General features: G+C 41.0%; 17 protein-coding genes and 2 pseudogenes. All 19 read right to left on the bottom strand.

Annotated features, from left to right (window positions below; translation table 11 throughout):
• Positions 1 to 13: 13 nt before the first annotated feature.
• The gene (locus tag E4K67_RS09115; protein WP_135546107.1) at positions 14 to 1,354 is read right to left on the bottom strand and encodes an FAD-dependent oxidoreductase; all 1,341 of its coding nucleotides are present in this window, start codon (positions 1,352 to 1,354) and stop codon (positions 14 to 16) included.
• A gap of 237 nt (positions 1,355 to 1,591) precedes the next feature.
• Positions 1,592 to 1,780, bottom strand: coding sequence for a hypothetical protein (locus tag E4K67_RS09110; RefSeq protein WP_199242501.1), 189 nt, complete (start codon positions 1,778 to 1,780; stop codon positions 1,592 to 1,594).
• 26 nt (positions 1,781 to 1,806) lie between these two features.
• The gene (locus E4K67_RS09105) at positions 1,807 to 2,223 is read right to left on the bottom strand and encodes an iron-sulfur cluster assembly scaffold protein (protein ID WP_135546106.1); all 417 of its coding nucleotides are present in this window, start codon (positions 2,221 to 2,223) and stop codon (positions 1,807 to 1,809) included.
• A 218-nt stretch (positions 2,224 to 2,441) separates the two neighbouring features.
• Positions 2,442 to 2,798, bottom strand: a complete 357-nt coding sequence (locus E4K67_RS09100) for a NifB/NifX family molybdenum-iron cluster-binding protein (RefSeq protein ID WP_135546105.1) — start codon at positions 2,796 to 2,798, stop codon at positions 2,442 to 2,444.
• Between the two features lie 168 nt (positions 2,799 to 2,966).
• Positions 2,967 to 3,854: an ATP-binding protein gene (locus E4K67_RS09095; RefSeq protein ID WP_135546104.1), complete on the bottom strand. Its 888-nt coding sequence runs from the start codon at positions 3,852 to 3,854 to the stop codon at positions 2,967 to 2,969.
• A pseudogene (locus E4K67_RS09090) lies at positions 3,832 to 4,690 on the bottom strand (nucleotide-binding protein). The gene E4K67_RS09095 and the pseudogene E4K67_RS09090 overlap by 23 nt, the downstream one beginning before the upstream one ends.
• Position 4,691: 1 nt before the next feature.
• Entirely contained in the window at positions 4,692 to 5,060 is a 369-nt protein-coding gene (locus E4K67_RS09085; RefSeq protein ID WP_135546102.1) for a NifB/NifX family molybdenum-iron cluster-binding protein, read from the bottom strand.
• Between the two features lie 201 nt (positions 5,061 to 5,261).
• Positions 5,262 to 5,510 (bottom strand): DUF5320 domain-containing protein, encoded by a 249-nt coding sequence (locus E4K67_RS09080; RefSeq protein WP_135546101.1) that lies wholly within the window; start codon positions 5,508 to 5,510, stop codon positions 5,262 to 5,264.
• Positions 5,511 to 6,326: 816 nt separating this feature from the next.
• The gene (locus tag E4K67_RS09075) at positions 6,327 to 7,130 is read right to left on the bottom strand and encodes a DUF1835 domain-containing protein (protein ID WP_206752187.1); all 804 of its coding nucleotides are present in this window, start codon (positions 7,128 to 7,130) and stop codon (positions 6,327 to 6,329) included.
• A gap of 56 nt (positions 7,131 to 7,186) precedes the next feature.
• The gene (locus tag E4K67_RS09070; RefSeq protein WP_135546099.1) at positions 7,187 to 7,624 is read right to left on the bottom strand and encodes a hypothetical protein; all 438 of its coding nucleotides are present in this window, start codon (positions 7,622 to 7,624) and stop codon (positions 7,187 to 7,189) included.
• Positions 7,605 to 7,826, bottom strand: a complete 222-nt coding sequence (locus tag E4K67_RS09065) for a helix-turn-helix transcriptional regulator (protein ID WP_135546098.1) — start codon at positions 7,824 to 7,826, stop codon at positions 7,605 to 7,607. Before E4K67_RS09065 ends, E4K67_RS09070 begins: the two co-directional genes overlap by 20 nt.
• 177 nt (positions 7,827 to 8,003) lie before the next feature.
• Entirely contained in the window at positions 8,004 to 8,621 is a 618-nt protein-coding gene (locus E4K67_RS09060) for a class I SAM-dependent methyltransferase (protein ID WP_243454401.1), read from the bottom strand.
• A 48-nt stretch (positions 8,622 to 8,669) separates the two neighbouring features.
• On the bottom strand, positions 8,670 to 8,840 hold the full coding sequence (locus tag E4K67_RS31310; protein ID WP_338031854.1) for an iron ABC transporter substrate-binding protein: 171 nt from the start codon (positions 8,838 to 8,840) through the stop codon (positions 8,670 to 8,672).
• Between the two features lie 51 nt (positions 8,841 to 8,891).
• Positions 8,892 to 9,806, bottom strand: a complete 915-nt coding sequence (locus E4K67_RS09055; RefSeq protein WP_338031853.1) for an iron ABC transporter substrate-binding protein — start codon at positions 9,804 to 9,806, stop codon at positions 8,892 to 8,894.
• Between the two features lie 332 nt (positions 9,807 to 10,138).
• The gene (locus E4K67_RS09050) at positions 10,139 to 11,116 is read right to left on the bottom strand and encodes a biotin synthase BioB (protein WP_243454400.1); all 978 of its coding nucleotides are present in this window, start codon (positions 11,114 to 11,116) and stop codon (positions 10,139 to 10,141) included.
• 502 nt (positions 11,117 to 11,618) lie between these two features.
• The gene (locus E4K67_RS09045) at positions 11,619 to 12,116 is read right to left on the bottom strand and encodes a PaaI family thioesterase (RefSeq protein WP_243454399.1); all 498 of its coding nucleotides are present in this window, start codon (positions 12,114 to 12,116) and stop codon (positions 11,619 to 11,621) included.
• A 26-nt stretch (positions 12,117 to 12,142) separates the two neighbouring features.
• Entirely contained in the window at positions 12,143 to 12,529 is a 387-nt protein-coding gene (locus E4K67_RS31730; RefSeq protein ID WP_476728667.1) for a hypothetical protein, read from the bottom strand.
• Positions 12,530 to 12,829: 300 nt separating this feature from the next.
• Positions 12,830 to 13,411: pseudogene (locus E4K67_RS09035) on the bottom strand (MGDG synthase family glycosyltransferase); the annotation flags it as partial.
• A gap of 228 nt (positions 13,412 to 13,639) precedes the next feature.
• The gene (locus tag E4K67_RS31080; RefSeq protein WP_274594840.1) at positions 13,640 to 13,771 is read right to left on the bottom strand and encodes a hypothetical protein; all 132 of its coding nucleotides are present in this window, start codon (positions 13,769 to 13,771) and stop codon (positions 13,640 to 13,642) included.
• Positions 13,772 to 14,209: the final 438 nt, after the last annotated feature.

Raw genomic sequence — 14,209 nt, 5'->3', positions numbered from 1 at the left:
TAAGCCCGCGCTGTCATTTTGTCATGGCATCTAGCGCTGCTGCATTAATTGGATAAGCGATTGGAGATGACGTTATTAGAGGGTGTGTTGCAACCTGGAACGTATTCAGTTCATTAGCAGTGAGGCCCTGTTGGATGGCAAGGCTTAAAATATTAATCATCTCTCCTACAGAATCGCCTCCCACGATCTGAGCACCGAGCAGAACACCTGAAGTCTTAATGAAAATCATTTTTAATTCAATTTTACTCGCTCCCGGCAATGATCCTGGGTGCTTATCCATGGTTGTAAACTGCCCAATCACAATTTCAAATCCTTCTTCAGAAGCTCTTCTTTCTGTAAGTCCAGCGGCAGCGTATGTTTTATTATATATCTTAGTAGAAAAGGCACTAATGGTTCCTTTGTTTGCTCTAACATACTTTAATCCGAACAAATTTGCCGCCGCAACCTTCGCTTCCATAGCGGCTGTCGAGGCAAGCATTATCGGTATGTTTTTATTCGTGAAGAAACATCTTTTTTCAGCACAATCACCAACGGCAAAAATATCTTTTTCACTGGTTCTCATATATTCGTCGACCAAGATCGCTCCTTGAGCGTTGATTGATATACCGGCCTCTTGTGCCAATGCAGAATTCGGGATCACGCCCATTCCTAAAATAACGGCATCTGCCTTTATGCTTTCTCCACCTTCAACTTCAACAGACTGAACTTTATCAGTGCCTATGATCCGATTGACCTTTATCCCTGTTTTTATTGTGATTCCATTGGATTTCATTGCTTCTTCAGCTGTTTCACAGGCTTCATTGTCAAAAGCTTGCCATAAACATCTTTCGGCCACTTCTACGAGAGTGACGTTCTTTCCATTTTTCTGAAGTTGTTCGGCAAATTCTACACCAATGAATCCGCCACCAATAACAACAACATCCTGCATGGCCTTTAATTTCTCTAATAAATCTTGAAGATATACCTCACTCTTTAGAATAGGAAAAACATTTTCCAGGTTAAACCCTTCAATGAATTTCGGAATGATCGGAGTCGACCCTATCGCCAATACTAATTTGTCATAAGCAATTTCTTCACCATTGGACAAAAAGACAGTTTTGTTTTCTTTATTTATTTTAGTAACTTCATCCACCACAAGATTGACCCCAACATTTGTGATTATTGTATCAGGAATCCTGTTCTTTGCAGTATCATTTAAGGTCCCAAAAATATACGGGATTCCACAAGGTACCATAACAGTACCGGTCTTTCTTACAAGCAAAACGCTCTTATCTTTGTAAACCTTTTTTGAAGTCGTTGCTGTTAATATTCCTCCAGCGCTTCCTCCAATAACCAATACATCAGTTTTTCTCATGATAAATCCTCCTCAAAAATACGTTTTCAAATCGAATCTCGCTGAAACTACAGTTTCAGTAACGGATACCAAGGTTCCCATATATCTCATAATTTGACCGAATGGTGTGCACAAGGCATTGTGAAAATTATAATATTTATATCCCATTTTAGGCATATGTCAATAAATCTGTTTTTAACCGGTTGGACTTAGTGTTGCAGATTCAAATAATTTCATAACAGTCCTTCAATTTCCGCTTCATGATTTAGGATCGGTTTGCACTCCGTCTTCATCACTGTTCGCCTTAATCTGTTCTGCTAAACATTGCGCAATTTGATCAAAGGATGGAGATTGATATTCTTCAATTTTACCGGCATCTGATAACTCAGCCAAAAGTGGGTCAATCGCAAGTTCCGCAGCTGAACAACTATTACACGAATCGCTCACGATACTGCCTCCCTAAACTACGCCTTTTAATCGGTTAGTGCCTTGTGATCATTAGATATTCCAAGCGTTTGTCGATAATTATGAATAGCTTTACGCAATGCGCCTACTCCCAGATTAGAGCAATGCTGTTTCGCCATAGGCAACCCTCCCAAGGCATCAATGATATCCTGTTCGGTAATCCCCAGGGCAGCTTCAAGGCTCTTGCCTTTTGCCAAAACTGTTGTCATGCTACTAGTTGCAATCGATGCAGTACAACCAAACACTAAAAAGCTAATCTCTATGATGACATCATCCAGCACCTTAATGTATATAGTCAAACAATCCCCGCAGTTTGGATCTCCTACAGTTCCTTCGCTATCTGCATCTGGCATGCTGCCAACATTCTGCGGACACATAAAATGCTCTATAACTTTATCCGAATACAATTCTTTCCGCCACCTCATTTCAAATGTACCGGTTTAGTTTCAATCACTTAGAGGAAGTTTTCATTACTTCTACCAGATCACCAGCTCGAACAATACCGCCACGGCAAACTCGACCCTCCACCGGAGTAAAACTCGTTCAGCTTTAGCTAAACGAGTTCACTTTCTTGAAGCTACAAGTTGTTGCAGACTACCATCTTCAAGGAATTCAAGATCAAGCAATTGCTTAAGCCGATCTCCTAATTTCCGCATTCATCGTGATGCTGATGCTCGTGACAAACAGAGCCAGTAGATTTAAGCGCACCCTGTAAATAGCTATTTGCTGCGGCCTCAGAACTTCCTTTAGCCCCTGTAATAACTTCAATACCTTTCTCGTTGAAGATATTAACGGCACTACCACCCATGCCGCCAGCAATGATAACATTCACGCCCATGTCATTTAAGAAATTAGGTAAAAAGCCAGGCTTATGTCCAGGGTTTGGTATGCTTTCATTCTTAGTAATTACATTGTTCTCTGTTTCAAAAATACTAAAGCTCTCACAATAGCCAAAATGCTCCGTAACCATACCATTCAAACTTGCAACTGCGATCTTCATTTTGTTTCCTCCATTTTTTTCTTAAATTTAGCTATATAATCGAGCCAGTCACCGTCGACATCCATCATGCATTGATCACAAACATAAAATCTGTAGTTTTAGTAATCAATCGGCAACTGGACAAGAATATCAATGTTAGGCCATATGTCTAATGATTTCCTTTAAGCTCTAACGTTTGACCTGTAACGTCAAACCTCCATCGAATAATATTTTAATTGTCTTATCAAAAACTTCTTTTGTAGCACGCCCGGATGAACAATCGATATCGACAATACTTTGACTATTATTGATTGCTTTCACAGCTTCTGGATCAAAGGGTATTCTTCCAGCAAAAGGAATCTTGTGTGTTTGACAAAATTCTTCAATTCGTTCAGTGTTTCCAAGGTTGGTATCATATTTATTGATGCAAACCGCAATGCTGGTTTGAAATTTTTCAGCCGTTTTAATAATGCGTTCCATATCGCTGATGCCTGATATTGACGGTTCTGCAACAATCAAGACCATATCGACACCGCTTAGTGAAGCAATGACTGGACATCCTATCCCTGGCGACCCATCAATGATTGCCAAGTCAATATTTTGGGCAGCTAACTTCATCGCCTTTTTTACATTAGTGACCAGCATCCCCGAAGTGCCACTCCCCATTTTAAGCTCTGCCGTAGAAAACACTGTATCATCGGCATATAGCATTAATTCTCCTGCTACGGAACGTTTGAGCGTTACAGCACGTGCTGGACAAACCGCTTCGCAAACGCCACACCCTTCACAGGCGTAGTAATCAACCTTATATTCAGCTCCCGCATGAATGGCATCGAACCGACAATTTTGTCTGCACAAATCACATTGCACACATAAATCTAAATCGATCTCTGCCTTAGGTAATCCAAAATAGTCGGTTCGTTTGGCTTCTGATACCTGATTCATGACCAGATGCAAATTGGGTGCATCCACATCACAATCGGCATAAGCTTTGGCCTTTGATAACTTTATAAAAGCACTGGCAATCGTTGTTTTTCCTGTACCACCCTTGCCGCTAAGGATTAATAACTGTTTCATGTTGTCACCTCCTTAGTCACTGTTTGAAGCAAGGAAGAGAACATATCCCGATACTTCTCAGCCTCTCTTACTGAGATTAACGCATTTGAGTTCAATGTTCCGAGCTCATTGTCATAGGGGATCTTGCCTAAAATCGTTATACCCTTTTCTATACAGAATTTTTCGGCAGGATTTTCTCCATCGAGACACTTGTTCAGCACTACACCATGCGGTTTGTCAAATAACGTTACCAGCTCATGAACCATATTGAGATTATGAACACCAAACAAGGTTGGCTCTGCCACAAATATACAATAATCGGCATCCTTGATACTTTCCATGACAATACACGCACTCCCGGGTGGACAATCGATCAACGAGACTCCTTTATTGTCAGTAATATCCTTTAAAAGCTTTTTAATAATCGGGATGCCCGACGCTTCACCAGGATTCAAGATGCCGGTAATTACCGTGACATTTTCCGAAGCCCCTGTTTGAACTTCTCCGATGGGTTTTTCCATTTCCAACAAGGCTTTCTCAGGGCAAATCAACACGCATCCACCACAAGAATGACAAACCTCATCAAAGATTAACAGCTTGTTGTTGATATAGGCTAAGGCGTTAAATTTACAAAAATCAGCACATTTACGGCAGCCATTACAAAGTGTTTCATCGACTACAGGAATCTTGATCAAGATTTTTTCTGATGCAATATTCACTGGCTTGAAAAACAGATGCCCGTTTGGCTCTTCCACATCACAGTCAATATAGATCGATTGCTTAGCTACTGCAGCCAGGTTTACCGATACAAGTGTTTTCCCTGTGCCACCCTTGCCACTTAGCACAGCAATCTTCATGTTATTTCCCTCCATGGTTATGGAACCCAGCATGGATATCGACAAGCAACGCTAATTTTCCATCCTTTAGTGCCTTAACATTATCCTCAACAGAATCATTGATCACTTTAAACATTTGAATATTGGCCTTATTAATTACCTCCGCAGCATTTTCGCCACATCTTGGGGTAAGTAAAGCAGTCACCTTGTTATCTACGATAGTTTGTGCAGCCTTGATCCCTGCGCCACCTTGGCTGGCTGCTGCGCTATTATCTAGAAATAGGCTCTCTTTCGATTCTGTATCATAAATAAGCAAATAGGGTGCGCGTCCAAAGGATTGGCTGATATTCGTTTTGATTATTTTGTCGTCTACTGGCATTGCAATTTTCATTGAGTATCCTCCTTTTGATTTGTCATCGTTGTTTCATTCTCTTCACGCAAAACTCTGCCGCATCGATGTCTTCGACAGCTGCCATTTCCGCATGATTTTTCATGGTCATCACAAAGTTTGTAATCTCCGCCCTCCCCCCTTAGTACTTTTCCATTGACTAACGACTCTGCAAATCCTACCTCTTGCCACTTTTGATACCTTTTACAGGTTATTTAGCTGCTTGCTTATGCTATCAAGTCTGCGTTCAAACAATTCTTTTTGCTCTTGCAACATTTCCTTTTGTGTTTGAGATACTGTTGAATTGGTTACAGCCTTTGGATCACCTCTTCTGTTCCCTAAACCTAAACCACCACCGTTGCGAACAGCAGCATTTGCTCCCTTGCAATTCCCTAAACCTCTTCCACTCTTCGCGCCTTGTCCCATAACACCTGTTCCATCTCTACCCGGCATGTTCATCACCTTCTCATCAAGTTATGAACATATGCCCTTAACGTTTTTATTATACTCTGTTTACGACATATGTCAATAACAATCTTGGAATATCCGTGGGAAAGGCAACTTTTGTAACGAAATGTCTGTGAGTAGCTTTGTGATAAAGAACGTTCTAAGAGATAGTACAACTGCAGAAACAAAAGCTCTGAAGCTGATTCTCTAATGAGCCAGCTTCAGAGCTTTTGTTTCTGCAGTGAGCAGTCCAGTCTTGACCTTACAATTTCTTCCCTTTCATCACGTACCAGTCTTTATTGCCGTGCTTATCTTTAATTCCCTCAAGCATGATTCCTTGCACCTCAGCGAGGATATAACTATGCTAAGAAACACAAATATCCTTACATCTCTCATCCGTCGTGGGTGCTAAAGGTAAATTCAACCAAGCAAGTTTGTCGAAAAAAGGGTCACCAATGTCACAAGAACATTGGTGACAAAATCAGGAGGAATTTTTTTGTAAGTATATTGAACTCTGCAAAAGATTCAACATACAAAAACACGATGAACTGTCGATCGTCGGCTTTGGCTAATCAAGAAACAAAAAAAACCACGAAGTTGACTCTAATGAGTCAAACCTCCATGGTTTTCCAAGACCTTAATGGCCACATACATTTATGTAATTACAAGTGTTGTTAATCAAACAACTGCAACACCAGCTGTTGCCGTCATCCCAAAAATAAAACATTTAGGTAAAAATCCCTAAAAAAGCCTTCATGACTTTCCTTAAGGTTATATCCTTGTTGGTCAATAGATTTATTGGCTCAGTGTTGTTGATCTGTGTTAATTCGATACACTGCCTCTTTTTATCTCCATCTCTCTCATAACACCTAGCTTCCCTCTATATAATATTTTTTTAGTCTTTATCATCCCCAATACCCTCCAAAAGATAAAATAATCCGTCACAGGGATCTCGCTATGTCCAAGCGCCTCTCCCACTGTCCTTGCACATTTCCTAAACGATGTCTCTGTGTATTGCAATATAAAATCATCTAGGTAATCTTCAGAAACACCAATGACTTCAGTGCCGTTAGGTATTCTTAATACCGCATTTTCGGCTTTTAACGTTTCCCAAGACTCGATGAGCTGAAGATAATAATCTGGCGTCATTAAATGTTTATACGGCAGTAATTCTATAAACCTTTTCGGAGCAATCTCTCCAACCCATCGAGGAGTAAAATGATTCTGATCGATGACAAACGTCTTTTCAGACACATCAATAGTATGTATCTGACCGATTTTATTCTCTAGCAGCGAAAGAATATAGCGCAAGCCGCACATTTCTTTCCCATTTCTTGCGTACCAAAGGTAGATCTCCTCATTGCTTATTCTCTTGATTTCTTCATGGAATTCCCGATAATCGGATTTCACGCCTTCAGCAATGTCCTTAAATTCCTGTGATAAAGTACTCAGACACCAATCTATTCTGCTATTAGCATCGTCAATCCATTGAATTGGACCATTGGATAAATCGTCGACAAAGCTAATCACTCTTTCACCTTCAATCCAGTCTTCCTTAATTGCCTGTTTCAAGCCTCCTCTTCCGCTATCAGAACAGCAGATGTGGATTATTTCTTTCATGTTCATAACCATTCCCTTCGGGTCATCATTGAAGTTCTTAGAATACTTATTTTCTTGAACACTTAAGTTCGTTTATCATGATAGAAATAACAACTTATTTCCGTAATTATCATAATTGTAGGAACGATTCCAATTCCAATAAAAATACCCATAAATTCCTCTTGTCTTGTTTTTGTAAATGCAAGAAGGGTTAACGCGGCAATAGTAGCGCAAATGTAAAACGTAATGCTAAAGGCACTGCTTTTCGATTTTAGAGTAACTAGTTTTTCGCGCTCATCATCATTTTGTTGATCTTCTTTGGTGCAACTATTGCTTAAACTTCTATAGACTGATGTTACACCGGCTAGGATGCAAAAAGTATCAATTAGAACATGTTTAATATTCCTCATGGTACTGAGCTCCTCAAAGCGTATAATATCTAGTGGAATTGCAATCGCCGCCAAAAATAAAAATCCGATCCCACTCCAAAATTTCTTTTTGTTATATATCTTTCTCTTCATTCTCTAGATTCTCCTTCAAATCATATAAATCTTCAATCGTTGTGTTGAACACGCAAGCGATTTTATAGGCTAGCATAATTGACGGGTTGTACTGTCCTTTCTCCAGTGAAATAATCGTTCTTGAAGAAACACAAACCAAATCAGCTAATTGCTGTTGGGTCAAATTTGCGACGGTTCGCAATTCTTTCACTTTATTTTTCACCAATTCACCCCCATGGGATATGAAACACGCTTCACGTGAAGTATCTTTCATATTATAATTATAAACTCTTATACCGTCAAGTAAAAAAAGGCTGTTGTATTACCATTTGATAATACGACAGCCTTCAATAAAACAAAGCACATTAACACCCGTATTTAACGTCCTCACAAGCCATACTCATGCTTTTCTTGCCGACAAGTGATACCGCCCGGCCACATCTTCAAGGGTGATACTCTCGAAACCCGCCTCATAAAAAATAGCGCGCATCGCCGCTTCTTCCGGGATCAGACAGTTCCTTACCGCACCGCCAAGGGACACGTGTAGCTCATTAATATACTCTCTGCTATGCGGATGAATAACAAAAACTCTTCCCCCACGTTTCAGCACTCGAGCCATTTCTTGGGCTGCCAGGCTGAAATCATCAAAATGCGGAAAGGCCGAGTTACACACGACTTCATCGACTGACTGATCTGCCATGGGAATATCCTCAGCAACACCCTCCAGAAACTCCAAATTTGGCCACTGATACTTCTTTTGGGCTTCTGCCAGCATCTGCGGGGCAAAGTCGATACCCACCACCACGCCAGATGGACCGACGGCCTCAATCAACATCGGAATAAGCACTCCCGTGCCAGTACCTAGATCCAGCACCTTACAGCCCGGGGACAGCACAAGCTCTTTTACCATATCTTGCAAGCGGATTATCACCTCATCTTGGATAAGGGTATCCCACTTTGCGGCCTTCTCGTCAAAATAAGTTTTTTTATTCACACCCAGCCAGCTCACTTTCTCCACTAAATGATCACCGCTCACGTTCACCCGTGGCATACACCGACTCATTCTTTACGGCAGCGTTAAATCGAGTTTCTTGAATCCCCCATAATCCTTAGCCATTTGTTCATAGACAGGGTTACCTAAGAGGAAACTATAGATTTCATCACTCTTTTTGACGGGATCGATATCCTTAAATTTCTCTGGAAATATCACTTTCCCGGCATAATATGCGTCTGCCAAAGCCGTATCAATGTTCGTGGTATAGAAATTGAAGGGGATTTGGCCGTAAACCTACCCATTCTTGACGGCACGCAGAGACTGATAAAAGGCTGGATTCTTCTGAGCATCGGCAAGCACCTTGCTGAAGCCTCCTTCATTGATAAAGAGAATCTCTGGATCCCAGCTTACCAGTTTCTCACGTTCGATCATAAAACTACCACTTTGCCCAGTCTCATCGGCGACATTCCGTGCTCCAATGTTCACAAACGGCGGATACTTAGCTTGAGTGCTTTCTATGCCCTGAGTTCCTTTCATCCCTAACGCGCCCACATAAACGCTCGGCTTATCTGAGTCTGCAATATCCTTTGTGCGCTCTGCCAAATCCGCCTGACTTTTCTTCAAGTAACTAATGACTTCCTCTGTCCTCGGTTGTGTTCCAATAACTCTACCGACCAAATCCAAGGAACGATAAATGTCCTCTTCATTAAACGTCGCCAATGCCCCATAACTTAAGACAACAACAGGAATTCCAGTCTTGGTCTGCAGGTCATCTGCCTTAGCCTTGTCCACTAAATAGGAAACAAAAACAACATCAGGCTTGACGCTCAGCAACGCTTCTTCGTCGGGCATGGTGTCTATGCCACCCTGCCCAATTGTCGGAAGATCTTTAAGTTCCGGATAGGCAAACATATACGGTCTTCCGGTTGGCACTTTCTTTTCCATATCCTCAATGCCCACAACTCGATCAGTTCCATTGGCGTAAGCCACCAGCCTTAATGATCCAGGTCCGATGGCCACAATCCGTTGAGCGGGAACTTTCACGTTTACCTCACGTCCGACCAGATCCGTCACTGCAACGTTAGCTGCCTCCGACTTTTTGACTTCCTTTCCCGCTTGAACAGCCGAACAACCTGTCAGCAGCAATCCTACGAGCAGCAAACTGAGAAGCCATGCGCTTCCCTTCATGATCCTCTTACTCATTCTCATTCTCATTCTCACCTTTCCTTTTCTTATCCTATATGCATCTGAACTTAGACTCTCTAAATCAACATCTTCCCGAAAGCAACCACCTCGATTCTAATAATAAAAGACCATAGAAATCACAGGCGCCGTCTTGCCGCCTAATGACCTCCATGGTCTTTAATGCAATTATTAATTTTATTTTCTCTATTTACTAACAATAAGTATATTCTACATTAACTCCGTAATTCCTGCTTCAACCGCCAATGACTTCTTCAATGGGGAATAAGCAACTCTTGGCTAAGGGGAAAGCTTAGGCAGCTCTCAGAGAGGGAGAAAACGAAGTAATGCTCATATGATTATTGTTTAGTCGTATCATAGCCTGCTTCCCACAACATGTTCCATGCTTGCGTTACAGAGAAGCCTCTATTCTTTTCAGTTTGAACTTCTGTATCTCTCGGATTGGCTCCATATTCTGCATAAAGCTGATTAACACCCGCTATTAAAGTCATTTGAGTAACCTCATGAGCATTCATTGCTCTCTGAGGACGAGTCACAAGTCTGGCCACTGCGGCTATTTTAGTTAATTCTATAGCAGAGATTTGTCCTTTTTCGTATAGAGGTGTTCCTTTTACGGGTGTTCGTCGCATAACTGCCATAACTTTTACGTTATAGTCCCTTGCTCTAATTATTTCTGTCGCTATTTCATCATAGGAATGCTCAGGTCCAATAGGCTCGACACAATAATATAATTCCAAGCCAGCATCACGAACTGCATTTAGAGTATTTATTCTAGTCTCCGCTTTTATACTCGTGTCGATACCTTCTCTTAATCGATGAATATGATAAACCCCTGTAAAGCCTATTTTTTGAAGGCTTCTTGCTGTTTTATAATCGAAATCACCTATGTTTGCAACGAATTTAATACTGTCAGGCAATCTCTTTCTTATGACTTTCGCTATGTCCATAAAATCGTTGACAGGATAATCTGCAGTGGTCATTAAGAAAAAATCATTAATGCCATTAGTAATCAATAAATCTAGCTCTGATAGTATCTCTTCAATATTTCTCCTCCCTGTAATTGGTAAGGAATAGTGGTCTTGCCCCATTGAACAAAATTTGCAATTAGCTGAACAAGGCTCTGCATTGATACCTATTTGAGCAAAAACCAAGCCTTGGTTATTGTATTCTGTTCGAGATAAGAAATTGGCCGTTGCTAATAGTTCATAGAATTTATCCGAGTTGTAATCAACATTCAATAATCTGATCACATCGTTTTTGACAATTAGTTCTCCTTTTTTTGCAGATAACAAAAGATCACGATATGTCAATGTCATACTCCACCCTCCTCTAAGATAAAAGCGAGTTAGCCACAAAACCTTATATATAGGGTTTTGTCGCATATAATATATGTTTGATTAATTATAGTCAATGTTCACTGGTTTTCACACTTCTCCTCTGTTTCGATTTTTCAGTGCAGTTCTCCTTACTCACAGGTTTTGTTTCTCTCCCACCATCCTAAAGTGTTATCTCTAGTAAAATTTGGGGTATTCGTCTTATTCTTAAACATAAGAATAATGACTGTGGTGGCCTCTCTTCCCTGAAACGTATGGACTGTTTCAATATTAGAATAAATCCATGAATTGATTACCGTTTAAGGTTATATATTCCCGTAGCGTCTTTCAACATTCACATTACAAGTTGTGGGACGATGAAGAACGGCATTCATTTCCGTTTTAACGACAGATTATTAGGCGAAGGTACAAATTGAGAGAACCAGCCTCTAACCGTATAATGTTTTCCAAACCTTTCGTCATCTTTTTTATACAACGTTTGGGGTTACCCCACTTTGAAAATCAGGCATGTGCTCACCCCGTGAGCATATAATTCATCATTTCCGCCCTTTATGCGTCCTTCAACAGTGGCTAGTTTTCTTCCGATATGGATGATCCTAGCCTCACAGCGTACCAGTTTGCTTTCAGCACTGACCGGTTTGATAAAATTCACTTTAATCTCAACCGTCGAACAGGTTATGTTCTGTGGGAGCGTTGTAAGCACCGCTGAAGTCATTGTGGTATCCAGCAGCGTGGAAAGGATTCCCCCATGAACGGTGGCAAAAGGATTATAGTGGTGCTCTCCAGGATGAAGTTCAAATGCCGCAAAGCCATGGTCTACTTCCTTGATCTGGTACCCGATCAGTTTTGCAACCGGAGGCGGGCTGATTTTACCGTCCCTTATGGCCCTCAGATAATCAAGTCCAGAAAGGGATGACACCGCATCCCTTTTGTTTATTTGAGGATCGTCCCAGACGATGGTCCGCTTTCTTTCCATATCCATAAAAAAATCCCTTTCATGCATCAAAGTTACTTTTTATCGTCTAACGTCTTCGCCTTATTGGAATAGATATCCTCTTTCGTCCAATAATTAACATTACGTCTATATATTTTAAACCAAATTCCTCGTTTGTGGCCATATTTGGCTGTGAGCGACGATTTAAATGTGTCCGGATCAACTGGTTCACTTTCTAACGCCAGTACCACAAACACACATTCATGTACCCGATAAAGAGGTTCAAGCTTTACAAAACGTTCCAAAGCCTCAATACCCAGCGCAAACTCCCGCAAAGCCAGGGAACGTTTCCTGCCCAATGAGCGGTGGCGCAACCTCTTCAGATTTTCTGGCAGTGTATATTCCAGTCCATAAATAATCCGCAAGTACTCCCCTCCCCGACATTTTACTGCGGGTTGGATAGCATTGAATCATGTATTTTAGGTTCCATAACATCGGGGCATGAATTAGAAAGTTCTTCCGGATCAAGATCCAAGCATTCAGTTGGGACAAATTTCCCCGCGATGTCCCAAGCTAATGTATGGTTTAAAACTGTACATGTATCTTTAAAAAAGTTTATATCCTAAAGTTTCTGAAGAATTTTAAGGTGAAAAAGAGCCCCTATTCTGGAGATCGTTGAATCTTAAATCACTGCCCGTTATTTTCTTGAGGTTGTTCTAGAAGTAGCAAGATTTCGTCAATCGCTAGTTCAGCCGTCCGACCTGCAATAGTTTCAGTCGATCTAATTTTAAGTCAAACTTAGGGCTCACTGGGATTCCTGTAAGCCGAATCAAGTTAGGGTTGATTCCCCCAGCTACCAATCCCTCATATACCTCTTCACACCCTACAATATAAAGGTCTACTCCTAGATGAATCCATTGGCTGTGCAAAGTATAGTCTGTTACAATTGTGACTAAAGGCACCTTCAAAATACCTTTAAGCCGCTGTTGCGCTAATACACCTGCCGCGGTCGGATAGGTACAAATCACGACATCCGGCTGTAACTTCTGAAGTAATTTCTCAAATTCGTGTCGACCCAGACCGTTTAAAAACCGTTGTAATAAGGAATTTGGGGGGATTTTTGAGGTACGGTAGTAAAATTCTCGCCATAGTTTTGGTGTATACTTAATCACCTCAATGTAGGTGTTCTTCATAACAGAATTAACCGTTTTACTGAGAAATGCTCCAAAATCTAGATGAATAATTTCAGCGCTCGGTTCCTTGATCCGCAACTCCTCAATAATTGCTTCAGCAGCTCGCACATGCCCGGCACCAAACGATGCCGAAAAGATCAAAGCCTTCATCGTTCCACTCCTCACCTCTAGGATTTAAGTCACTCCTGTATCGTTGTCGACCTGCTTTTTGTTGATCGATATCATGTTCGGCTTCAGCCATCACCAAAATATTCTGCGCCTGTGATTTCACGTAAAATTGGTGAGCTACATCAAAGGCCCAAAGAACCGTAGAACTTTCCCGATAGTGCGGCTAGTGAAGGAAAATGCGTTATTCAATCACACTTTCTAAAATCCGAATCAAATATCCCCAAAACGCTTTTCTAGTGGTTCAAAATATGTAGTTCCTGTTTTTACTTTCATTTTTATACTATCCATTCCAGTAAAGACTTTTTTTCTTGTATAAGGTTCTTCATCTAAATCAAATTCCAAAGTACCTCTCCGATGCCATCAGCTACGACCAACTGGGGATATCGTCTTTTCTGCTCAGTGCGAGAACTTTGGAATCACATAAATTATTCCACCCTAATATTTCTACATTTTCCGCTCATATCCTCCCATGATAGTAAAAATAATCCAAGAAACAGAAAATCCAGACCTTATGATCTGGCAAATTTGTGATACATACTATTTACGGAGCTGCTACGGCAACACTATTAACAAAAATGGCTGATCAGAGCGTGTTTAATACAAATCTCCAAAATATTTTATCTCAGCAAGCTACATCTTTATACGCAAATGCTGCTAAATAAATCAATGTCTCAACCACACTTCGACCTAATCCCTGTAATGCACTCGGAGCATCCGCCAACTCGGATGATTTTGTTTTGGCAGACGGGACATTTGTTATTCTCAATGAACCATTCTTCA

Source organism: Desulfosporosinus fructosivorans, assembly GCF_004766045.1.
GTDB lineage: Bacteria > Bacillota > Desulfitobacteriia > Desulfitobacteriales > Desulfitobacteriaceae > Desulfosporosinus > Desulfosporosinus fructosivorans.
The sequence above is the reverse complement of the archived record's forward strand: the minus strand, read 5'-3'. Positions and strand labels throughout refer to the sequence as shown.

What these genes read in the sequence shown, in the direction of transcription:
- E4K67_RS09115 (WP_135546107.1), bottom strand. Translation starts at nt 1,354, where the DNA reads ATGAGAAAAACTGATGTATTGGTTATTGGAGGAAGCGCTGGAGGAATA.
- E4K67_RS09105 (WP_135546106.1), bottom strand. Translation starts at nt 2,223, where the DNA reads ATGAGGTGGCGGAAAGAATTGTATTCGGATAAAGTTATAGAGCATTTT.
- E4K67_RS09100 (WP_135546105.1), bottom strand. Translation starts at nt 2,798, where the DNA reads ATGAAGATCGCAGTTGCAAGTTTGAATGGTATGGTTACGGAGCATTTT.
- E4K67_RS09095 (WP_135546104.1), bottom strand. Translation starts at nt 3,854, where the DNA reads ATGAAACAGTTATTAATCCTTAGCGGCAAGGGTGGTACAGGAAAAACA.
- E4K67_RS09085 (WP_135546102.1), bottom strand. Translation starts at nt 5,060, where the DNA reads ATGAAAATTGCAATGCCAGTAGACGACAAAATAATCAAAACGAATATC.
- E4K67_RS09080 (WP_135546101.1), bottom strand. Translation starts at nt 5,510, where the DNA reads ATGCCGGGTAGAGATGGAACAGGTGTTATGGGACAAGGCGCGAAGAGT.
- E4K67_RS09075 (WP_206752187.1), bottom strand. Translation starts at nt 7,130, where the DNA reads ATGAACATGAAAGAAATAATCCACATCTGCTGTTCTGATAGCGGAAGA.
- E4K67_RS09070 (WP_135546099.1), bottom strand. Translation starts at nt 7,624, where the DNA reads ATGAAGAGAAAGATATATAACAAAAAGAAATTTTGGAGTGGGATCGGA.
- E4K67_RS09055 (WP_338031853.1), bottom strand. Translation starts at nt 9,806, where the DNA reads ATGAGAATGAGTAAGAGGATCATGAAGGGAAGCGCATGGCTTCTCAGT.
- E4K67_RS09050 (WP_243454400.1), bottom strand. Translation starts at nt 11,116, where the DNA reads ATGACATTGACATATCGTGATCTTTTGTTATCTGCAAAAAAAGGAGAA.
- E4K67_RS09045 (WP_243454399.1), bottom strand. Translation starts at nt 12,116, where the DNA reads ATGGATATGGAAAGAAAGCGGACCATCGTCTGGGACGATCCTCAAATA.